Genomic DNA, 21,361 nt, shown 5'->3' with positions numbered 1-21,361 from the left:
ATTAATTTTATATTTAAAAACTACTTCTAAAATATAGCTTTTATTTGGTGAAATACGTTAAATATGGTATAATGAAAATAAATGTTTAAGAGAGGTAGATTATATTGACAAGTCAAGAAAGAAACTTTTTAAGAAAAAGAGCTCATAATTTAGAACCTATGGTAAGAGTAGGTAAAGACGGTGTAACTGATAGTGTTATTGATAGTATTAAACAATATATTGATAAAAATGAATTAATGAAGGTTAAATTATTACAAAATAGTTTAGAAGATGCAACAAGAGAATTAGGAACTGAAATAGAGAAAAAAAGTGGTGCAGTTTATGTTGGATCTGTAGGAAAAATTATGATATTTTTTAAAGAAAATAGAAATAATAATAAATTAGGACCAATAACTCGTGAATTTATGGAATTTAAAAAATCAAAGAGGGATAAAAATGTCTAGTGGTTTTATATTTGGAAATAAGATACTTGATGTAGTATTTTTAAGTGCTTTTATTGCTCAGGCATATAAATGTATTTCTCCTTTGATAACAGTTGGTAAGTTTGATTTTAGAAGGTTATTCTCTACAGGTGGTATGCCTAGTTCACATTCATCATCAACTGTTTCTTTAGCATGTAGTGTAGGACTTGTTAAAGGGTTTTCAACGACAGAATTTGCTATAGCTACTATTTTTGCTATAGTTACTATGTATGATGCTACAGGTATTAGGCAAGAAGCAGGTAAACATGCAAAAATATTAAATAATCTAATGGAAGGATTACCAATTTTAAATACACACGAATTTGAAGAATTGAAAGAATTCTTAGGTCATACAGGATTTGAAGTATTAATGGGAGCAATTCTTGGTATAGTTATTTCATTTATAATGAAAGGATATTTATTAAGTTAATGAAAAAAAGATTAGATGTTATATTAGTTGACTTAGGTTATTTTGATTCAAGAGAAAAAGCTAAAAGAGAAATAATGGCTGGTAATGTTATTGTTAATGATAAGGCCGAAACTAAAGCAGGAACTCAATTTAAAGAAGAAAATATTAAAGATATTAAGATAAAAAATAAGTTAAAATATGTTAGTCGTGGAGGATTAAAACTTGAAAAAGCTATAACCTATTGGAATCTAGATTTAAAAGATAAGAAAGTTTTAGATATAGGGGCTTCAACTGGTGGTTTTACAGATTGTGCCTTACAATATGGTGCAAGTTTTGTTTATGCTAACGATGTTGGTACAAATCAATTGGATTATAAAATTAGAAATAATGAAAAAGTATGTTCTATTGAACAAACACACATAAGAGATTTAGAAATAGACGACAAAGTTGACTATATAGTCATAGATGTTTCGTTTATTTCTCTTACTAAAGTAATTCCTTATTTTAGCAAATTTGGAGATAAGGAATATAAAGTTATTGCATTAATTAAACCACAATTTGAATTAGTACCTGAAAAAATATCTAAAAATGGTATAGTAATTGAAGAAGAATATAGACAAGAAGCTATAAAAAAAGTTGTAAATTCATTTAAAGAAAATGGATATACAATAATAGAAATAATTGATTCACCTATATTAGGTGGAAAGGGAAATAAAGAATATTTAATTTATGTAGAAAGGTGTGATTAAATGAAGATAAATAAGAAAAATTTAATAGTTTTAGCTTTAATTGCAACATTTGGTTGCTTTTCATATTCAAATAATAAAAGTGAAGAATTTAAAGAAGTTCCGGCTAAAGAAAGAGCAAATGCAAGTGTTGATTTAAAAAATATAAATAAATTAGTTCAAACAATAAATTATATAAATGAAAGATGGGTTGGTTCAAAAGAAGTTAACAAAGAAGAATTGTATGAAGCAGCTCTTCGTGGTGTTTTAAAAAGTTTAGAAGATCCTTATTCTGAATACTTAAGTGAAAAAGAACTTGCAAGTCTTAATGAAAGTATGGATGGAGTTTATGTAGGTGTAGGGATGTCTATAAGAAAAGAAAAAGGTGACTATATGGAAGTTATTTCACCTTTCATTGGAGCACCAGCTTTTAAGGCAGGAATACAAATTGGTGATGTTATAACTAAAATAGATGATAAAGATATTATTAATTTAACAGCTACTGAAACATCTAAAAAATTAAGAGGGGATGAAGGTACTAAAGTTAAAGTTGAAGTATATAGACGTGGAGTTAAAAAACCTTTAACATTTACCCTAACTCGTGAGGTAGTAAAATTAGATAATGTAGATTATAAAATGTTGGATAAAGAAAATAAAATAGGGTATATAAGTTTACTTAATTTTGGTAGTGAAGTTGGTCAAGAAATAAAAAATGCTATTTTAGATCTTGAAAAACAAGGAATGAAAAAATTAATATTTGATCTTAGAACTAATCCAGGTGGGTCTTTAAATGAAGCAGTTGATATAGCTTCACAATTTGTAAAAGAAGATTTAATAGTAACATTAAAAACTAAAAGTGGTTATGATAAGAAGTATACAAGAGTAGGAGAACAAATATATAAAGGTGATATGGTTGTTCTTGTAAATAAAGGATCGGCATCTGCTTCTGAAATAGTTACTGGAGTTTTAAAAGACTACAAACGTGCTACAATAATAGGAACAAAAACTTATGGAAAGGGTGTTGCTCAAGGTATATATAATTATCCAGGGGATAAAGACGCTATTAAGTTAACTATAGCTGAATATGCAACTCCTAAAAATAATAACATTAATAAAAATGGTATAAAACCAGATATAATAATTAATATGAACACTTTATTATCTGATAAAGGATATACAAGTGAAACTCAAGAAGCACGTAATAATAGACAAAAGGAAATAAGAAAAATATTAGAAGAAACTGAAGGTAAGGAAAAAGCTGATGAAATCATTAAAAAAGGTGATATACAATTAAAAGCAGCTATAGATTATCTTTTAGGAAAAGAAGTTAAATCTGATCCAGATACAGAAGAAACTAATAAAGATAAGAAAACAAAAAAAGATTTAATATTAGAAGAAAATCAAAAAAATGATAAGAAATAGAGGTAAATATGCTATATATAGTTGGTACACCTATAGGTAATTTAGAGGATATTACATTTAGAGCTATCAAAACTTTAAAAGAAGTTGAATATATTTTTGCAGAAGATACTAGAGTTACAAAAAGGTTATTAACACATTATGATATAAATACTAAGATACACCAGTATCATGAACATAATAAACAATACCAAATAGAAAATATTTTAAAGTTATTAAGAGAAGATAAAAATGTAGCTATAGTTACAGATGCAGGTATGCCTTGTATATCAGATCCAGGATTTGAACTTGTTGATGCAGCATTAAGAGAAAATATTAAGGTTACATCAATACCAGGACCTTCATCTATTACAACGGGGGCATCTATTGCTGGAATTGATATGAGAAGAATGGCCTATGAAGGATTTTTACCTAAAAAAAAGGGAAGGCAAACTTTATTTCTTAAATTAGTAAATGAAGAAAGAGTTATAGTTATACTTGAATCACCAAATAGAATAATTAAAACATTAAAAGACATACAGAATTATCTAGGTAATAGATATGTTGTAATAACAAGAGAATTAACAAAAATATATGAAGAAGTTATTCGTGGTAGAATTGATGAATTAATACCTATGCTTGAAAAAAGAAATATCAAGGGTGAAATAGTATTATTTATAGCTAGCGAGGGGAAAAATGAGTATATTGATTAACTGGTATCCAGGTCATATGAAGAAAACACGTGACATGATAATTGAAAATTTAAAAATAGTAGATTTAGTTATAGAAATACTAGATGCAAGAATACCTATTTCTAGTAAAAATCCAGATATAGAAGAACTTGCAAAAAATAAAAAAAGAATAGTTGTTTTAAATAAGATAGATTTAGTAGATGAATCAAAACTAAAAGAATGGAAAGACTATTTTATAGAAAATGATATGGCAGATTATTTTTTAACATTAAGTGTTGAAAAAAATACAAATTTTTCAGAACTTAGGAAAATAGTTGCTAATATTTATGAGGAAAAACTTGAAAAGGTTAAGAAAAAAGGTCTTAGAAAAACTGTAATTCGTGCACTTATTGCAGGTATACCAAATGTTGGGAAATCTAAATTTATTAATAAATTTTCAAATAAGAATAAAGCAAAAGTAGGGAATAAACCTGGATTTACTCGTGGTAAACAGTGGATTACTGTAGATGAAAAATTTGAATTATTAGATACACCTGGTATACTTTGGCCTAAATTTGAAGATCAATTTGTAGCTTTTAACTTAGCCATAACGGGTTCAATAAAGGATGATATACTTCCTCTTGAAGAAGTATCTAATAGATTATTAGATATTATGAAAAAACATGGTAATATAAATGATTTAATTAGAGTATATACTTTAGAAGTAAATGATTTATCAAAACTTGATAATGTTGAAATATTTAAAATATTAGAAAATAGATTAGGAATACATAAAACAGAAGAATATAGTTTTGAAGTGATTTCTAAGAGATTATTAAAAGAATATAGGATGGGGAAATTAGGTAGATTTTTATTGGAAGAACCATCAGATTTTAGAAAGTAGGGAAAATGGAATTTAAAAATTATGACTTAAGTCAAGAAATGCTTGACGCATTAGAAAAGAAAGGATTTAAAGCTCCCAGTGAAATACAGGCTTTAGTTATACCTGAACTTTTAAAAGAGAAAACACATTTAATAGGACAGGCACAAACAGGTACAGGGAAAACAGCAGCTTTTTCTATACCAATACTTGAAAGTATTACACCTAATAAAAAGGTAAAAGCTTTGATACTTGCACCAACAAGAGAACTTGCAAATCAAGTATCAGATGAAATTTATACTTTAAAAGGAAATAAAGATATTAAAGTGTTAGCTGTTTACGGTGGGGCTTCCATAGAAAATCAAATTAAAAATTTAAAAAAGGGAGTAGATATTGTTGTAGGGACACCTGGTCGTGTAATTGATATGATAAATAAAGGTGTATTAAAATTAGATCAGTTAGAATATTTTGTCTTAGATGAAGCAGATGAAATGCTTAATATGGGATTTATTGAGGATATAGAGTTAATTCTTGAATCAACTAATGATGATAAGAAAATGCTATTTTTCTCAGCAACTATACCTAAACCTATTTTAGCTATAGCTAAAAGATTTATGCCAGATCATAAAATATTAAAAGTTAAGAAAAAAGAATTAACTACAAATTTAACAGAGCAAATATATTTTGAGGTTAGACGTGAAGATAAATTTGAAGCTTTATGTAGAGTGCTAGATTATAAGCCTGATTTTTATGGTATAGTATTTTGTAGAACTAAATCAGAAGTTGATGAAGTAACAAATAAATTAAAAGCACGTAACTATGACGCAGAAGCAATTCATGGTGATATTACTCAAGGTCTTCGTGAAAAAGCATTAAATTTATTTAGAGATAAAGTATTAACTATACTTGTTGCAACAGATGTTGCAGCACGTGGTATAGATGTAAGTAATTTAACACATGTAATTAATTATTCTATACCTCAAGAGTCTGATTCTTATGTTCATAGAATAGGAAGAACAGGACGTGCTGGTAATAAAGGGGTGGCAATAACATTTGTAACTCCACAAGAATCAAGAAAGTTAGCACAAATAAAAAGAGAAACTAAATCAGATATTAAAAAAGAACAAATACCTAATGTTGAAGATATCTTAAGAGCAAAAGAAGAAATGTTAGTTGCTTCAGTTGAAGAAATAATGATAGAAAGTGATTATAAGCCATATTTAGAATTAGCGCAAAAATTACTTAAAGGTAAAAATACAGAAGCTGTAGTTGCATCTTTATTAAGACATGTATATGATGATGAATTTATAGCAACTAGCTATGGTAAGATTAAAAATGTTAGCGTAGAAATGAAGGATACAACAAGACTGTTTATAGCACTTGGTGAAAAAGATGGATTAAATGTAAATAAATTATTGAAATTAATACATGAAAAAACTAAGATACCAGGAAGAAAAATAAAAGATGTTAAAGTTATGCCTAATTTCTCATTTGTAAGTGTTCCTTTTGAAGAGGCTGAACTTATATTAAAAACATTAAATAAAACTAGATCAAGAAATGATAAACCTATGGTAGAAGTTGCAAATTCTGACAAAGGTGGAGATAATAAAAAAGGAAGAAGAAATAATAATAGATCTAAGAAAAAATAATGTGAGGTAAAACATGGAAAGTGTTATTTTAAAACCTAATAAAGAAATACAATTAGATAAAAGTGTTATGTTAAAAGAAATATCTATTATAAAAGATATTTTATCTGAAATAGTTTCTGATATATCTATAGATGATATATTAGAAAATGGTAATATAGAATCATATATATCAACACCAAAAGATATGTCGAAAATTGTAAGACTTTTAACTATATTACCTCTTTTGATTAATATAGTAGAAGATGTCTACCAATCTAAAATTATTAAAAGTAATAAGATTGAGAAAAAATATTTTAAAGGAAATCTTGAAAATTTAAACTTTAATAATATTGATAAAGAAAAATTAGATGAAAAATTAAAAGATATATTAGTTGTACCTGTACTTACAGCACATCCTACACAAGTACAAAGAAAATCTGTATTAGATTTAACTGAAAATATTTATAGAATATTAGAAAAATATGATTTAGTATTATATAATCTATTATCAGAAGATGAATGGTACAACGAATTAAAAAGAAGTATAACTTTACTTTGGCAAACAGATGTATTGAGAAATTCTAAATTAAGAGTAAGTAATGAAATTACCAATTCACTTGGTTATTATAAATCAACTTTTTTAAAAGCCATACCTAAAATTAATTTAAAATTTAATGATGTGGTTAAAAAAATAGGGTTAAACAATACAAGCTATATACCAGTTGTAATGGGAACTTGGATAGGTGGAGATAGGGATGGAAATCCATTTGTTACATGCAATACTTTAAAAGATGCAGCTTATTTACAACTTGATATGATACTTACTTACTATATAGATGAATTAAAACTACTATATAGAGAATTCTCTATATCTGAATTAAAAAATTCTGTAACAAAAGAACTTAAAGATTTATCAAATAAATCTAATGAAACTTCTGAACATAGAATATATGAACCATATAGAAAAGCTATTTCATATATAATTAATAGTTTAGAAGATGTATATAATAAACTAGTTATTAATAAGGAAAATATTAATTATAACTTATACTACAATGCTGAAAATTTATTAAATGATTTATTAATAATAAAAACATCTATAGATCTATATAACGGTGAAATATTATCTTATGGTAGATTAAACGAATTAATAGAAGCCGTTAGAATATTTGGATATCATTTATCCACAATAGATTTAAGACAGGATTCTAGTGTTTATGAATACTGTATAGATGAATTATTAAAAAATGCAAATGTAATAAATAACTATTCTTCATTAAATAATGATGAAAAAATTGAAATCTTATTATATCAATTAGAAAATGAACCAAGAAAACTAAAGTCAGTAAATTGTAATAAATCTGAATTATTGCAAAAAGAACTAGACATATTTGAAACAGCAAGACAATTAGTAGATATATTTGGAAATTCTATAATTAAACATAATATAATCTCACATACTATAGAGGTTTCTGATATGTTAGAACTTGCACTACTTTTAAAAGAATTTGATTTAAATAACGATATTTCAATTTCTCCTTTATTTGAAAGTGTAGAAGATTTAAAAAATTCAAGAAAAATAATGAAGAGATGGTTTGAATTTGATATAGTTAAGCAATGGTTGAAAAATAATTCAAATAAACAAGAAATAATGTTAGGATATTCTGATAGTAATAAAGATGGAGGATATATTTCTTCTAGTTGGTCTTTATACAAAGCTCAAAGTGAACTAATGAATCTTTCTAAAGAATATGATGTTAAACTTAGTTTCTTCCATGGACGTGGAGGTACTGTAGGTCGTGGTGGTGGACCTAGTTATGAAGCTATATTATCACAACCTAGTGGTTCTATTAGTGGTGAAATTAGGCTTACTGAACAGGGAGAAGTAATAGGAGCTAAATACGGAAATCTTGATTTAGGAATGAGTAATTTAGAAGCTCTGCTTTCTGCTACTTTAGAAAAAACATTAAAAGATGATATAAAAGATGAAATTAAATATGAAAATATTATGGACTATATATCAGATTTAAGTTATGAAAAATATAGAAATTTAGTATATAATACTGAAGGATTTTCAGATTACTTTTTCCAATCAACACCTATTAGAGAAGTTTCTTCTTTAAATATAGGATCAAGACCATCGGCAAGGAAAAAAGTATTCGATATAGAAAATTTAAGAGCAATACCATGGGTATTCTCTTGGTCACAAAGCAGAGTAATGTTACAAGGATGGTATGGTGTAGGAACTTCATTTGAAGAGTTTATAAACACTAGACCTAATGGTCTTGAAATTTTACAAGAAATGTATAAAAAATGGCCATTCTTTAAAGGGCTATTATCTAATTTAGAAATGGTTCTTTCAAAAACTGATATGAATATAGCCAAAGAATATTCAAAACTTGTAAGTGATGAAAATCTAAGAAATAAAATATATAATGATATATATAACGAATATATTTTAACATTTAATTTATTAAAGAAAATAACAGGGATTAAATATCTATTAGAAGATAATGATATGTTAACTATAAGTTTGAAAAATAGATTACCATACTTTAATGCTCTTAATCATATTCAAATTAAATTGATAGAGCTTGAAAGAAATGGATTACAAGATGAAAATATAAATAAAGCAATACACACAAGTATAAATGGTATAGCTACTGGACTTAGAAATAGCGGTTAGGAGTAATTATGTTGGAAGAGAATATAAAAAAAGAAGTTGAAAGACAATTTGAAATTTTAAGTAGAGGATGCGATGAAATATTAAATATAAATGAATTTAAATCAAAACTTGAAAATTCAATAAGAAACAATAAACCATTAAAAGTAAAATTAGGAATAGATCCTACAGGAAGTGAATTACATTTAGGACATGCTGTCCCTTTAAGAAAATTAAAACAATTTCAAGAATTAGGACATGAAGTTAATTTCTTAATAGGTACATTTACTGCAAGAATTGGAGATCCAACAGGTAGATCTGAAACAAGAAAAGTACTATCTTTTGATCAAATTAAAGAAAATATAAAGACATACTTAGAACAAGTTAGTATAATACTTGATTTAGATAAAATAAAGGTTGTGTATAATCATGAATGGTTAGAAACTTTAAAACTTGATGAGGTATTAAAATTACTTTCTATGTTTACAGTTTCTCAAATGATACAAAGGGAAGACTTTTCTAAAAGACTTTCTAATAATCAACCAGTATCTTTAATTGAATTTATGTACCCTATATTACAAGCATATGATTCAGTTGAATTACATGCAGATGTAGAACTTGGAGCAACAGAACAAAAATTCAATTTATTAAGAGGAAGAGATTTACAAAAAAACTTTGGTCAAGAACAACAAATATGTATGATAATGCCTATACTTGTAGGTCTTGATGGTGTAGAAAAAATGTCTAAATCTTTAGGGAACTATATTTCAGTTCAAGATAGTCCAACAGATATGTTTGGTAAAATTATGTCTATTTCAGATGATTTGATGAAGAATTATTATGAAATGATAACAGAAATTCCTATGAATGAAGTAGAAGAAATTCTTAAAGGTCATCCTATGGAAGCTAAAAAGAATCTTGCTGGGGAATTAGTAAAAATATATTATGGTGAAGAAAAAGCACGTGAAGCACGTTCATGGTTTGAAGATGTATTTAGTAATAAAAATTTAAATGTTGAATTACCAGAATACAATACAGATAAAGATGAATTACCTATATTAGAATTACTACAAGAACTTAAATTTATATCATCTAATAGTGAAGGAAGAAGATTAGTTGATCAACGTGCAGTAAAAATAAATGATAAGCCTGTTGAAAATATAAATGAAATTATAAAACTTGAAAATGGTATCATAGTTCGTTGTGGAAAGAAAAAAATTGTTAGAGTAGTAAAATAACGGAGGAACAAATGAGTAACTTAGTAAAATTAGATGTAAATACATATTATGATATAACTGTTATAGGTGCAGGACCTGCAGCAATATCTGCAGCAGTTTATTCTGCTAGAAAAGGTCTTAAAATAGCTATGATAGGAGATTTAGTTGGGGGTCAATTATTAAATACTAATGATATAGAAAATATCATAGGGATACCATTAACTGATGGATTTAGTTTTTCTCAACAACTAGAAAAACACTTATCTGAATATGAAGTTGCATTCCATAAAGGGCATAATGTAAAAGAAATTAAAGTAGTAGATAATGAAAAAATAGTACTTGTTGATGATGGTCAAGAATTTAAAACAAAAACTATAATCATTGCTACAGGTGGTAAATGGAGAAAATTAGGAATTCCTGGAGAAAATGAATATTCTGGTAAAGGTGTTCATTATTGTGCAACATGTGATGGACCATTTTATAGAAATAAAGAGGTAGCTATAGTTGGTGGAGGAAACTCAGGTGTTGAAGCAGCTATAGATTTGTCTAATATAGTAAAAAAAGTATTCTTAGTTGAGTATTTAGATGAATTAAAGGCAGATAATGTGTTAATAGAAAAATTAGCAACTTTATCTAATGTTGAAGTTATGACTTCATCTTCTGTAAAAGAAGTTAAAGGTAATCAATTTGCTGAAAGTCTATATATTGAAAATAGAAAAAACAATGAAAAATCTGATTTAAATGTTGATGGTATATTTGTTGAAATAGGAACAGTTGCAAATACTGACTTTGTATCAGAATTAGTTAAAAGAAATGAAAAAAATGAAATTATTATTGATTCAAATAACATGACTAGTGTTGATGGAATATTTGCAGCAGGAGATTGTACAAATACTAAATTTAAACAAATTATTATAGCTATGGGAGAAGGAGCTAAAGCATCGCTTGCAGCATTTGAATACATAATTAAAAATACTAAATAATGTAAAGATCACGTATGTGATCTTTTTTATTGTATGCATATTTTTTAAATTGTGGTATAATATTTATAGAGAATAGTTTAAGATAATTACATATAAAAAATTAATACTTTAAAATTTGTTGTTTTGGAGGTAATATGGGAAAATTAACTATAGTAGATATAGCTAAGATGGCTGGAGTTGGTACAACTACGGTTACTCGTTACTTTAATGGTGTTAAAATAAAAGAAGAAAATAGAATTAAAATTAAAACTATAGTTGAAAAGTATAATTATAAACCTAATACTTTTGCAAAAGCTTTAAAAAGTAGTGATAGTAAAATTATAGGGATTATAGTTCCAACACTTAATTCATTTATTACAGGAAATACATTACAAATTTTAAATAAACTTTTAAAAGAAAATGGATATGAGATTTTAATATTAAATACTAATTTTGATGATAAAGCACCAATTGAATATATACATAGATTAGAAAGAATGAATGTTTCAGGTATTATATTTATTGCAACAACTATGAATAATGAATATGAAGATATATTTTCTAAAATAACAATACCTATAGTAGTAATAGGGCAGGAATCTAAAAATGCAATTTCAATGATTTATGATGACTATAATGCTGGATATACAGTTGCAAATTATACTATAGAAAATGGACATAAAGACATAGTATATTTAGGAGTTAATGAAAAGGATATTTCAGTTGGGATAAAAAGAAAAAAAGGTATAATTGATAAATTAGCTTTAAATAATATAGTACCTAAATACTTAGAAACGGATTTTAGTTTAAATAAAAGTTTAGAAATTTTAAAAATTAACTTTGAAAATATAAAAAATTCTACATGTATAATTTGTGCTACTGATAGAATAGCATATGCTTGTATTGAAGTATTTAAAGAACATAATAAAATAGCAGGTAAAGATTATTCAATAATAGGATTTGGGGATTATGATTCTTCAATATTACTAAGCTATCCTTTATCTACAATTTCTTTTGATATAGAAAGTATGAGTAATGAAACAGTAAATATATTACTTAAAAATATAAAAAATTCAACTGATAAAATAGAAAAGAAAAAAATTGGATTTAAATTAATAAAAAGAAATAGTGTTCTTAATTTGAAATTATAATTTAAATTAAGTTAAATTTAATATTGACAAAAATAGCTCTCAATCTTATAAACAGATAATTTGAGCTATTTTTTAATATCAAGAATTTTTTTTCATATTTACTATTGACTATTTTAAAATTATAGGGTATATATATAATGTAATAATTAATGGTAACGATACCATATTTTATAGGAGGAAATTTATGGACTTAAAAAAAGTTGTTCAAGAAATTGCAAAAAATAGTGGAGGTCTTGAAAATATTCAAACTGTTAACCACTGTGCAACAAGATTAAGAATTGAACTTAACGACGAATCAAAGTATGATCGTGAAAGATTAGAAGAAATCGAAGGAGTTAAAGGTGTATTCTTTACTAATGGTCAACTACAATTAATATTTGGAAGTGGACTTGTACAACAAGTATATAATGCATATAATGCTGAATTTGGGAATGAAACTGTACAAGGAAGTGAAGAGGTAAAGAAAACTAAAGGTAATGCAGCACAACGTTTTGTTAAAATGTTAAGTGATATATTTGTTCCAATTATACCTGCAATAGTAGCAGGAGGATTATTAATGGGAATTAATAATATTCTAACTGCAAAAGATATTTTCTTTGCTGGTCAATCATTAATTGAAGCATTCCCAGCTATAGATGGTTTAGCTAATATGGTTAATATATTTGCAAATGCTCCATTTGTATTCTTACCAGTTCTTATAGCATTCTCAGCTACTAAGCGTTTTGGGGGTAATCCATATTTAGGAGCTGCTTTAGGTATGATTATGGTTCACCCTGATATATTAAATGCTTATGCTGTTTCAAATAATCCTGGAATAGAAATTCCAGTATGGAATATATTTGGATTAAGTATTTCAAAAATAGGATATCAAGGAACAGTATTACCTATAGTTGTTATGAGTTTTGTTTTAGCTACAATAGAGAAAAAATTAAGAAAAATTACACCTATTTATTTAGATAACTTAACTACACCATTACTTTCAATATTCATTACTGCATTCTTAACATTTGCAGTAACAGGACCTATTTTAAGGGAAGCAGGTAATTATTTAACATTAGGTTTATCTTGGTTATATAATAGTTTAGGATTTATTGGAGCAGGAATATTTGGTGGAGTTTATGCACCTATAGTAATTACTGGAATGCACCATTCATTCATAGCTGTTGAAACTTCTCTTTTAGCTGATATGACAAATACTGGAGGATCATTCATTTTCCCTATAGCATCTATGTCAAATGCTGCACAAGGTGGAGCTGTACTTGCAGTTTTATTCTTCACTAAAAATCCTAAATTAAAATCTCTTGCATCAGCATCTGGAATTTCTGCTTTACTTGGAATTACAGAACCTGCAATGTTTGGGGTAAACTTAAGATTAAAATACCCATTCTATGCTGCATTAATAGGAAGTGCTGTTTCAAGTGCTTGGCTAGGATTTAATCATGTATTAGCAATTGCTTTAGGAGCTGCAGGTCTTCCAGGATTCTTATCAATACCTTATCAAAAATGGTTTGTATTTGGTATAGGTCTTGTACTTTCAATAGTTATTTCATTTGTTATGACAGGATACTTCTATAAAACAAAGGACGTAGAGAATGAAAAATAATATTTGGAGACAAAGTTTACATTTAGAACCTAAAAATGGTTGGCTTAATGATCCAAATGGGCTTACATATTTTAAAGGGACTTACTATATTTATCACCAATATTCAGAAAATCCTAACGGAGGAATGAAATTATGGTATGGGTATACAAGTCCCAACCTTATTAATTACAGAGATAATGGAATAATTTTAAAAAATGATACTATTTTTGATAAATCAGGTGTATATTCAGGTAGTGCATATAATAAAGAAGATAAAATGATATTTTATTATACTGGTAATGTTAAAAATGAAGGTAATTATGATTATATACATGAAGGACGTGAACATAATACTATAAAATTGACTAGTAAAGATGGGATTAATTTTTCTGAAAAAGAATGTGTATTAAAAAATATAGATTATCCAAATATGTCAAACCATGTTAGAGATCCTAAAGTTTATGAAAAAAATAATCATGAATATTTAATACTTGGTGGTAGAGATAAGAAAGATTATGGGTGTTTATTAATATATAAAGATATGAAATATTATAAAACAGTATATTCTAATAAAAATATGGGATATATGTGGGAATGTCCTGATTATTTCATGTTAAATGGTAAAGAAATATTTGTATTTTCACCACAAGGAATATCACATATGTATTCAGAATACTACAATACATATCAAGTAGGTTATTCCGTTATTGAAGAAGGAATAGAAAATTTAGAATTAATTAATAACTTTAAATTACTTGATCACGGGTATGATTTTTATGCACCTCAAACATTTTTGGATGAAGATGGAAATCGTGTATTAATAGCATGGATGTATGTACCTGATAGTTATTATATTAATCCTACAGTTAAATTTAATTACCAAAATTGTTTATCTATACCAAGAGTATTAAAATATGAAAATGGAGTCATTAAACAAAAAATTCATAAATCAGTAGAATCGTTATATGATAGAGAAATACTTGGAGAAATATTTAGTGAAAAAGCTTGGTATTTTAATAAACAAGATGGTGAAAAATTTGAAATAAAAATAGATAGTATGAATATTAAATATGATAATAAAAAAATGGATATTAATTTAAATGAAACTGGATATGGTAGAAAGAATATAAGTTTTGATATAAATATAAATGATATAGAAATTATATTTGATTCATCTTCATTTGAAATATTTATAAATGATGGTGAGTTTACATTTACAAGTAGATTTTATACTAATAATCATAATGTTGAAATTAATTCAAAAAATTATAAAATATATAAATTAAAAGGAATAGAGGTTAAATAATGGCAATTTTATGTATAGGTGAAATGCTTATAGATTTTATAGGTGAAGGTTATGGGACTATAGATAAAGTAAAATCATTTAAAAAAGAAGCAGGAGGTTGTGTTGCAAATGTTGCAACAGTTGCTTCAAAGTTAGGTCATAAAAGTTATTTATTAACAACTTTAGGTAAAGATGGTTTTGGAGATTTTTTAAAAAATGTATTAGAAAATGAAAATGTTGATTGTAAATATGTAAATCAAAGAAGTGATACATTTACACCACTTGCGTTTGTTTCACGTGATGAAAATGGAGATAGATCTTTTAGTTTTTATTTCAAAGGATCTTCTGCATTAAAAATATCAACTGAAGATGTAAATAAAGTTGATTTAGATGAAATAGAAATAATACACTTTGCAAGTATAGCCATACAAGATATATCAAAAAATTCACATAAAATACTATTAGAAAAAGCAAAAGAAAAAGGAATTTTAATAAGTTTTGATGTTAATTTGAGATTTAATCTTTGGGAAAATAAGCAAGAATATTATGAAACTATTAAAGAGTTTATTAAATATGTTGATATATTAAAAATATCAGATAATGAATTGGAATTTGTTACAGGAAAAGGATTAATAGAAGAAGCTGTGAAAGATGACTTCAAATATATAAAACACGTTTTATATACTAAAGGTGGAGATGGTTCTGAAGTATTTAGTAATGGTATTAAGGTATCTACAGAAATACCTAGAGTAAATGTTATAGATACAACAGGTGCTGGAGATGCGTTTGCAGGTTCATATTTATCTAAACTTCTTAACTTAAATAAGATTGATTTAGATGAAGAAGAACTAAGAAACCTTTCGCAATTTGCAACTAATTACGCAACTTTATCAACTACAAAAATTGGTGCAATTTCTAGTTATATGAGTGAAAGTGAATATGAAAAAGAACTAAAAAATATTTAGATATTAAAGCATATATTTCAAAAATGTATGCTTTTTTAAATTATGATATATTATTATAGAAGTACTGATAAAGAAGGTGGTTAAAATAAAATATATTGCTGTATTAACAACTGTTTTTATACTATTATTTAGTATCTCCTGTAGAAAAAGTTGCTGCAAAGATTATTAATGGTAAAAGACAGGGTAAAGCAACTGTATATTATAAAGATGGGTATAAAGAAATTTTAACTTTCGATGATGGAATATCAAATGGTCCATCTATAGTATATAATGCAAATGGTAAGTTTGAAGATTGTTATTATGAAGAATTTATGTATGTTAAAAGTTTAAGTCAAGGTAAATTTATTGTATATACTTCAGATGGAGTTAAATATGAAGAAAGAACATATAAAGATGATGTTTTATCAGATCCATTTATAATAAATGATATTCAAAATAATATTAGAGTAGAAGGAATATAAAATGATGGCAAAATGGAAGTTACAAATATTATAAAGTAAAAAATAGGCGATAAGCCTATTTTTTATTAAAGTTCTCCAGAATAATTATGATGAACTTTTTGAACATCATCATTACTTTCAAGAACATCTATCATTTTTCTTAATTTATCTAAATCTTCATCACTTAAAGTTTCAACTTCTATAGATGGAACATATTCTAAATCAGATTCTAATAATTCATATCCTTTTTCTTTTAAAGCATCAGATACAGAAATAAAGTCTTTTATATCAGTTGTAATATAGAAACTATCATCATAAACCTGCATATCTTCCATTCCTGCTTCAAGTGCAATTTCCATAATTTCTTCTTCGTTAGTTTTATCAGTTTTTTCTATTTCTATTACACCTTTTCTTTCAAACATATATGATACTGAACCAGATACACCTAAGTTACCACCATTTTTATCAAATGCCGCTTTAACAGAAGATGCTGTTCTATTTCTATTGTCAGTAAGAGATTCAACTATTACTGCAACACCTCCTGGTCCATATCCTTCATAATTTAATGAATCAAATGCAGCTGATCCATCAGCACCAGAACCTTTCTTAATAGCCCTGTTGATATTATCATTAGGCATATTTATAGATTTTGCTTTTTCTATAGCATGTTTTAATGCTACGTTATAATCTGGATCTGCTCCACCACGTGCTGCTACTGTTATTAATCTTACATATTTTGTAAATGAAGCAGCTCTTTTTCTATCTTGTGCTTCTTTACGTCCTGCTATTGTACCGTGTCTTCCCATGATCTCCTCCATGTATTAGTATATATTCATTATAACATAGAAATTGATAAAAAAAAAGAACCTCAATGAGAGAACTTTAACTATTTTTTTAATAGATCTCTAATTTCAGCAAGTAATTCTTGATCTTTTGTCAATATAGGTTCTGCAGCAGCTTGTTCTTGTTTTTCTTCTTTTTTAAGTTTAACTAATAATCTTAAAGCCACGAATATAACAAAAGCAATTATTAAGAAATCTATTACATTTTGAATAAACATACCATAGTTTAAAGTTAAAGCTGCAGTATCACCTTCAGAAGGTTGTAATACTATTACAAGATGCGTAAAGTTAACTTTACCTAATATTAAACCTATGATAGGCATAATTATATCATTAACTAAAGATGTAACTATTTTACCAAATGCTCCTCCTATAATTACCCCAACTGCTAAGTCAATAACATTTCCTCTAGCTATAAAGTCTTTGAAATCTTTTAACATATTTCCTCCTATTTTCTGTAATACGTGTAATTATACAATATATAATGATTTTTATCAATCTTTTTTCTTTATTTTTATGCTAAATTATGGTAAAATATTTTGATAGAATATATAAAATAGGAGATAAAATGTTAGATAAAAAATTTAAAAGAAATTTCTCAATTATAGCTCATATAGATCATGGGAAATCTACGATAGCTGATAGACTTCTTGAAATGACTGGAACTGTAAGTCAAAGAGAAATGAAAGAGCAACTCTTAGATAGTATGGATCTTGAAAGAGAAAAGGGAATAACTATAAAAGCACAAGCTGTAACTTTAAATTATAAATCAAAAGATGGAAACGAATATGAATTAAATTTAATTGATACACCAGGTCACGTAGATTTTATTTATGAAGTATCTAGATCACTTGCTGCTTGTGATGGTGCATTACTTGTTGTAGATGCAGCACAAGGAATAGAAGCTCAAACTTTAGCAAATGTTTATCTTGCTTTAGAAAATGATTTAGAAATATTACCTGTAATCAATAAAATAGATCTACCTTCAGCTGATCCTGATAGAGTTATGATAGAAATAGAAGATGTAATAGGTCTGCCTACAGATAATTCAGTACTCGTTTCAGGAAAAACTGGTCTAGGTATTGATAATTTATTAGAAAGTATAGTTGAAAATATACCAGAACCTAAAGGTGATGAAAATGCGCCTCTTAAAGCTTTAATATTTGATTCACATTATGATGATTTTAGAGGAGTAATTACATATATTAGAATAATAGATGGAAGTATTAAAAAAGATGATAAAATTAAAATAATGTCAACTAATAAGGAGTTTGATGTTCTTGAGTTAGGAGTATTTTCACCTAAAATGAAAGAAAAAGAAGAATTAAATGCAGGATCTGTTGGATATATTATAACAGGTATAAAATCAATTAAAGATACTCAGGTTGGAGATACTATAACAAATAGTAAAAATCCTACAGAATATCCTTTATCAGGTTATAGACCAGCATTAAGTATGGTATTTGCTGGTATTTATCCAATATCAACAGATGATTATGAAGATTTAAGAGAAGCATTAGAAAAATTACAATTAAATGATGCATCACTTACATACACTCCTGAAACATCTCTTGCACTTGGATTTGGATTTAGATGTGGTTTCTTAGGATTATTACATATGGAAATAATAATAGAAAGATTAAGACGTGAATTTAATATAGATTTAATCTCAACAGCACCTTCAGTTGAATATCATGTAACAGTTGAAGGAAGTAATCAAATGATGGTTATTGACAATCCTGCAGAATTTCCAGAAGGTAGAAAACATATAGAAGAACCATATATAAAAGGTACTATAATAGTACCTAAAGATTATGTTGGAAATGTAATGGAACTATGTCAAGAAAAGCGTGGTAATTTTGTTAATATGAACTTTGTAGATGAAAATAGATCAATGATAGTTTATGATTTACCTCTTGCAGAAATTGTTATAGATTTTTATGATAAATTGAAATCAAGAACTAAAGGATATGCATCATTTGAGTATGAAATGATAGGATTTAGAGAATCTAATTTAGTAAAAATAGATATTTTAGTAAGTGGACAAGCAGTCGATGCATTCTCATTTATAGCTCATAGTGATAATGCATATTATAGAGGACGTTCTATAGTTGAAAAATTAAAAGAAGTAATACCTAGACAACAATTTGAAATACCAATTCAAGCAGCACTTGGGACTAAGGTTATAGCAAGAGAAACAGTTAAAGCCTTAAGAAAAAATGTATTAGCAAAATGTTATGGTGGGGATATTACAAGAAAGAAAAAACTTCTTGAAAAACAAAAAGAAGGTAAGAAGCGTATGAAAGCTATAGGTAATGTTGAAATACCTCAAGAAGCATTCTTATCAGTATTAAAATTAAATGACTAGGGGAGTTGTATATGGATAAAAAAATAATTTTTTTTGATGTTGAAACAAATGGTACAAATGCTACTGATTCAGTTTTATCAATTTCAGCAATGAAAGTAGTATATAATACAGAAAATAACGAAATGAAAAAATTAGGTGAATTTGATAGGTTCTATTTTAGAAATGAAGGAGAACCTGTAAATGAAGGTGCTATAAAAGTTAATGGTTTAACTGATGAAGAAATAGAAAAAAGAAGAAAATTATCAGATGTTGAATATGCTTTAACTTTTAAAGAAGATATAAATAATTTTTATGAATTTTGTGATGGGGCTGAACATTTCATTGCACATAATATTAGATTTGATAGACAATTTATACCTTTTATACTAAGATATCAATTTGATACTATGCTTGAAAATACTGATATAGTTAAAGTTCCTGGACCTTATGGATACAAATGGCCTAAATTATCTGAATGTGCCCAGTACTATAACGTAAAATTAGAAGAAGATCAATTACATAATAGTATGTATGATGTAATAATCATGGCTAGAGTAATGTTTAGAATGCTTAGTTTAGATGTATCTAAAGAGCGTGTTGAAAGATTTTTAAAAAATAATATATCAACAATTATGAGGTAATTATGGATTTTGAAACATTTTTATACATTGCGAATTTTTTTGGAGTTGTTTCCTTTGCTGCATCAGGTGTATTTAAAGGAATTAAACATAATTATGACATATTTGGTATTAGTATATTAGCCATAGCAACAGCTGTTGGTGGTGGTATTACTAGGGACGTCATGTTAAATAATATACCTAATGCAATAGTAAATCCTCATGATATATATCTTTCAATAATTACAACCTTAATTATATATTTACCATATTTTCTGTTTAGAAATAAATTTAAAAATTTATTAACAAGGCAAGAATTAGTAAATAAAATTAAATTATTAGTATTAATTTTTGATGCTGTAGGACTTTCTATATTTATATATTTAGGTGCAAATATTGCAATTAATAATAATTTGAATACTTTAGGTATAATAATGATGGCAACTGTAACTGCTGTTGGGGGAGGAGTTATAAGAGATATAATGTCAAATGAATCTCCTATAATATTAAAAGAAGATATATATGCTGTTTTATGTGTAATAGGAGGCTTCTTATACAAATATATGATAATAGATTTATCTATAGATAAAATAAGAACAACGATTATATTATTCAGTTTAGTTTTGATAATACGGCTTATTGTTATTTTCAAAAAATTAAATTTACCTAAATAAGGAGATAGATGTCACTTATAAATATTCAAAAAGAAAATAATATAAAAGAGTTAAATAAAAATTTGAAATTAGCAAATTTAACTATTAAGGAAATCTCGGTTTATTAAATACAACAGAAGAATATATTTTAAAAATTCTTAAACTAGAAGTCCTTAGACCAGAAGATGCATGGATATTAAAAGAATTTTTAGAAAATAAATTAGAAGAATAAAATATTAGAAGTATAGAATTTACTGCTTTAAAAGGAAATTATCAAGATCATTGATTTTTAGATAGTAGTAGGATTAAAAATATAAAATCATTAAAATAAGAGACCTGAGAACATATACCAAAAAACTGGACAGTAAAATTTAAAATTACTAGAAAGTTTGGAGGTATATGTTTTTTTATGGGAAGAAAATCAAAATTAACATTAGAAAAGAAAATTGAAATGATTGAATATGCT

At 26.4% G+C, this 21,361-nt stretch carries 21 protein-coding genes; 19 read left to right on the top strand and 2 right to left on the bottom strand.

Annotation, left to right across the window (positions count from 1 at the left end):
* Nucleotides 1-104 precede the first annotated feature (104 nt).
* The 15 genes from AYC59_RS00980 (at nt 105) to AYC59_RS07690 (ending at nt 16,457) form a co-directional block, all read left to right on the top strand.
* Nucleotides 105-443 carry a YhbY family RNA-binding protein gene (locus AYC59_RS00980; protein WP_245620596.1) on the top strand — a complete coding sequence of 113 codons (339 nt, stop codon included), beginning with the start codon at nt 105-107 and terminating at the stop codon, nt 441-443.
* Complete coding sequence (locus AYC59_RS00975) at nt 436-891, top strand: divergent PAP2 family protein (RefSeq protein WP_066894362.1); 456 nt, start codon at nt 436-438, stop codon at nt 889-891. Before AYC59_RS00980 ends, AYC59_RS00975 begins: the two co-directional genes overlap by 8 nt.
* The gene (locus AYC59_RS00970; RefSeq protein ID WP_066894360.1) at nt 891-1,619 is read left to right on the top strand and encodes a TlyA family RNA methyltransferase; all 729 of its coding nucleotides are present in this window, start codon (nt 891-893) and stop codon (nt 1,617-1,619) included. The genes AYC59_RS00975 and AYC59_RS00970 overlap by 1 nt, the downstream gene beginning before the upstream one ends.
* Entirely contained in the window at nt 1,620-3,017 is a 1,398-nt protein-coding gene (locus tag AYC59_RS00965; protein ID WP_066894357.1) for a S41 family peptidase, read from the top strand. It begins immediately after the preceding gene.
* Nucleotides 3,018-3,025: 8 nt separating this feature from the next.
* Complete coding sequence (gene rsmI / locus AYC59_RS00960) at nt 3,026-3,706, top strand: 16S rRNA (cytidine(1402)-2'-O)-methyltransferase (protein WP_066894355.1); 681 nt, start codon at nt 3,026-3,028, stop codon at nt 3,704-3,706.
* Nucleotides 3,690-4,568 (top strand): ribosome biogenesis GTPase YlqF, encoded by an 879-nt coding sequence (gene ylqF / locus AYC59_RS00955; RefSeq protein ID WP_066894353.1) that lies wholly within the window; start codon nt 3,690-3,692, stop codon nt 4,566-4,568. Before rsmI ends, ylqF begins: the two co-directional genes overlap by 17 nt.
* A 5-nt stretch (nt 4,569-4,573) precedes the next feature.
* Nucleotides 4,574-6,193 (top strand): DEAD/DEAH box helicase, encoded by a 1,620-nt coding sequence (locus AYC59_RS00950; RefSeq protein WP_066894351.1) that lies wholly within the window; start codon nt 4,574-4,576, stop codon nt 6,191-6,193.
* Between the two features lie 13 nt (nt 6,194-6,206).
* Nucleotides 6,207-8,858 (top strand): phosphoenolpyruvate carboxylase, encoded by a 2,652-nt coding sequence (gene ppc, locus AYC59_RS00945; RefSeq protein ID WP_066894349.1) that lies wholly within the window; start codon nt 6,207-6,209, stop codon nt 8,856-8,858.
* A gap of 8 nt (nt 8,859-8,866) precedes the next feature.
* Nucleotides 8,867-10,072 carry a tyrosine--tRNA ligase gene (gene tyrS, locus AYC59_RS00940; protein ID WP_066894347.1) on the top strand — a complete coding sequence of 402 codons (1,206 nt, stop codon included), beginning with the start codon at nt 8,867-8,869 and terminating at the stop codon, nt 10,070-10,072.
* An 11-nt stretch (nt 10,073-10,083) separates the two neighbouring features.
* Nucleotides 10,084-11,034 carry an FAD-dependent oxidoreductase gene (locus AYC59_RS00935; protein WP_066894345.1) on the top strand — a complete coding sequence of 317 codons (951 nt, stop codon included), beginning with the start codon at nt 10,084-10,086 and terminating at the stop codon, nt 11,032-11,034.
* 134 nt (nt 11,035-11,168) lie between these two features.
* Entirely contained in the window at nt 11,169-12,164 is a 996-nt protein-coding gene (locus tag AYC59_RS00930) for a LacI family DNA-binding transcriptional regulator (RefSeq protein WP_066894343.1), read from the top strand.
* A gap of 184 nt (nt 12,165-12,348) precedes the next feature.
* Nucleotides 12,349-13,767, top strand: a complete 1,419-nt coding sequence (locus tag AYC59_RS00925) for a sucrose-specific PTS transporter subunit IIBC (protein ID WP_066894342.1) — start codon at nt 12,349-12,351, stop codon at nt 13,765-13,767.
* The gene (locus tag AYC59_RS00920) at nt 13,757-15,052 is read left to right on the top strand and encodes a glycoside hydrolase family 32 protein (protein WP_066894341.1); all 1,296 of its coding nucleotides are present in this window, start codon (nt 13,757-13,759) and stop codon (nt 15,050-15,052) included. The genes AYC59_RS00925 and AYC59_RS00920 overlap by 11 nt, the downstream gene beginning before the upstream one ends.
* Nucleotides 15,052-15,996, top strand: a complete 945-nt coding sequence (locus tag AYC59_RS00915) for a carbohydrate kinase family protein (protein ID WP_066894340.1) — start codon at nt 15,052-15,054, stop codon at nt 15,994-15,996. Before AYC59_RS00920 ends, AYC59_RS00915 begins: the two co-directional genes overlap by 1 nt.
* Before the next feature lie 311 nt (nt 15,997-16,307).
* Nucleotides 16,308-16,457 carry a hypothetical protein gene (locus AYC59_RS07690; protein ID WP_156445432.1) on the top strand — a complete coding sequence of 50 codons (150 nt, stop codon included), beginning with the start codon at nt 16,308-16,310 and terminating at the stop codon, nt 16,455-16,457.
* 65 nt (nt 16,458-16,522) lie between these two features.
* Here AYC59_RS07690 and AYC59_RS00910 read toward each other — a convergent pair whose 3' ends face one another.
* Nucleotides 16,523-17,242, bottom strand: a complete 720-nt coding sequence (locus tag AYC59_RS00910) for a YebC/PmpR family DNA-binding transcriptional regulator (protein WP_066894339.1) — start codon at nt 17,240-17,242, stop codon at nt 16,523-16,525.
* An 80-nt stretch (nt 17,243-17,322) separates the two neighbouring features.
* Entirely contained in the window at nt 17,323-17,718 is a 396-nt protein-coding gene (gene mscL / locus AYC59_RS00905; protein WP_066894337.1) for a large-conductance mechanosensitive channel protein MscL, read from the bottom strand.
* 128 nt (nt 17,719-17,846) lie between these two features.
* Here mscL and lepA point away from each other — a divergent pair, with 128 nt between their 5' ends.
* The 4 genes from lepA (at nt 17,847) to AYC59_RS08245 (ending at nt 21,127) form a co-directional block, all read left to right on the top strand.
* On the top strand, nt 17,847-19,646 hold the full coding sequence (gene lepA, locus AYC59_RS00900; RefSeq protein WP_066894336.1) for a translation elongation factor 4: 1,800 nt from the start codon (nt 17,847-17,849) through the stop codon (nt 19,644-19,646).
* Nucleotides 19,647-19,657: 11 nt separating this feature from the next.
* Nucleotides 19,658-20,266, top strand: coding sequence for a 3'-5' exonuclease (locus AYC59_RS00895; RefSeq protein WP_066894335.1), 609 nt, complete (start codon nt 19,658-19,660; stop codon nt 20,264-20,266).
* Between the two features lie 2 nt (nt 20,267-20,268).
* Nucleotides 20,269-20,916: a trimeric intracellular cation channel family protein gene (locus AYC59_RS00890; RefSeq protein ID WP_066894333.1), complete on the top strand. Its 648-nt coding sequence runs from the start codon at nt 20,269-20,271 to the stop codon at nt 20,914-20,916.
* Nucleotides 20,917-21,040: 124 nt separating this feature from the next.
* Nucleotides 21,041-21,127, top strand: coding sequence for a hypothetical protein (locus tag AYC59_RS08245; protein WP_156445433.1), 87 nt, complete (start codon nt 21,041-21,043; stop codon nt 21,125-21,127).
* Nucleotides 21,128-21,361: the final 234 nt, after the last annotated feature.

Origin of the sequence: Pseudostreptobacillus hongkongensis (assembly GCF_001559795.1) — a bacterium.
Taxonomy (GTDB): domain Bacteria; phylum Fusobacteriota; class Fusobacteriia; order Fusobacteriales; family Leptotrichiaceae; genus Pseudostreptobacillus; species Pseudostreptobacillus hongkongensis.
This window is presented reverse-complemented; position numbering and strand designations above follow the sequence as displayed.

Coding starts and splice junctions, on each gene's coding strand:
- AYC59_RS00935 (WP_066894345.1), top strand. CDS start 10,084: ATGAGTAACTTAGTAAAATTAGATGTAAATACATATTATGATATAACT.
- mscL (WP_066894337.1), bottom strand. CDS start 17,718: ATGTTAAAAGATTTCAAAGACTTTATAGCTAGAGGAAATGTTATTGAC.
- ylqF (WP_066894353.1), top strand. CDS start 3,690: ATGAGTATATTGATTAACTGGTATCCAGGTCATATGAAGAAAACACGT.
- AYC59_RS00895 (WP_066894335.1), top strand. CDS start 19,658: ATGGATAAAAAAATAATTTTTTTTGATGTTGAAACAAATGGTACAAAT.
- AYC59_RS00965 (WP_066894357.1), top strand. CDS start 1,620: ATGAAGATAAATAAGAAAAATTTAATAGTTTTAGCTTTAATTGCAACA.
- AYC59_RS00950 (WP_066894351.1), top strand. CDS start 4,574: ATGGAATTTAAAAATTATGACTTAAGTCAAGAAATGCTTGACGCATTA.
- rsmI (WP_066894355.1), top strand. CDS start 3,026: ATGCTATATATAGTTGGTACACCTATAGGTAATTTAGAGGATATTACA.
- AYC59_RS00890 (WP_066894333.1), top strand. CDS start 20,269: ATGGATTTTGAAACATTTTTATACATTGCGAATTTTTTTGGAGTTGTT.
- AYC59_RS00930 (WP_066894343.1), top strand. CDS start 11,169: ATGGGAAAATTAACTATAGTAGATATAGCTAAGATGGCTGGAGTTGGT.
- AYC59_RS00920 (WP_066894341.1), top strand. CDS start 13,757: ATGAAAAATAATATTTGGAGACAAAGTTTACATTTAGAACCTAAAAAT.
- AYC59_RS00925 (WP_066894342.1), top strand. CDS start 12,349: ATGGACTTAAAAAAAGTTGTTCAAGAAATTGCAAAAAATAGTGGAGGT.
- lepA (WP_066894336.1), top strand. CDS start 17,847: ATGTTAGATAAAAAATTTAAAAGAAATTTCTCAATTATAGCTCATATA.
- AYC59_RS00915 (WP_066894340.1), top strand. CDS start 15,052: ATGGCAATTTTATGTATAGGTGAAATGCTTATAGATTTTATAGGTGAA.
- AYC59_RS07690 (WP_156445432.1), top strand. CDS start 16,308: ATGTATGTTAAAAGTTTAAGTCAAGGTAAATTTATTGTATATACTTCA.
- AYC59_RS00970 (WP_066894360.1), top strand. CDS start 891: ATGAAAAAAAGATTAGATGTTATATTAGTTGACTTAGGTTATTTTGAT.
- AYC59_RS00910 (WP_066894339.1), bottom strand. CDS start 17,242: ATGGGAAGACACGGTACAATAGCAGGACGTAAAGAAGCACAAGATAGA.
- ppc (WP_066894349.1), top strand. CDS start 6,207: ATGGAAAGTGTTATTTTAAAACCTAATAAAGAAATACAATTAGATAAA.
- tyrS (WP_066894347.1), top strand. CDS start 8,867: ATGTTGGAAGAGAATATAAAAAAAGAAGTTGAAAGACAATTTGAAATT.
- AYC59_RS00975 (WP_066894362.1), top strand. CDS start 436: ATGTCTAGTGGTTTTATATTTGGAAATAAGATACTTGATGTAGTATTT.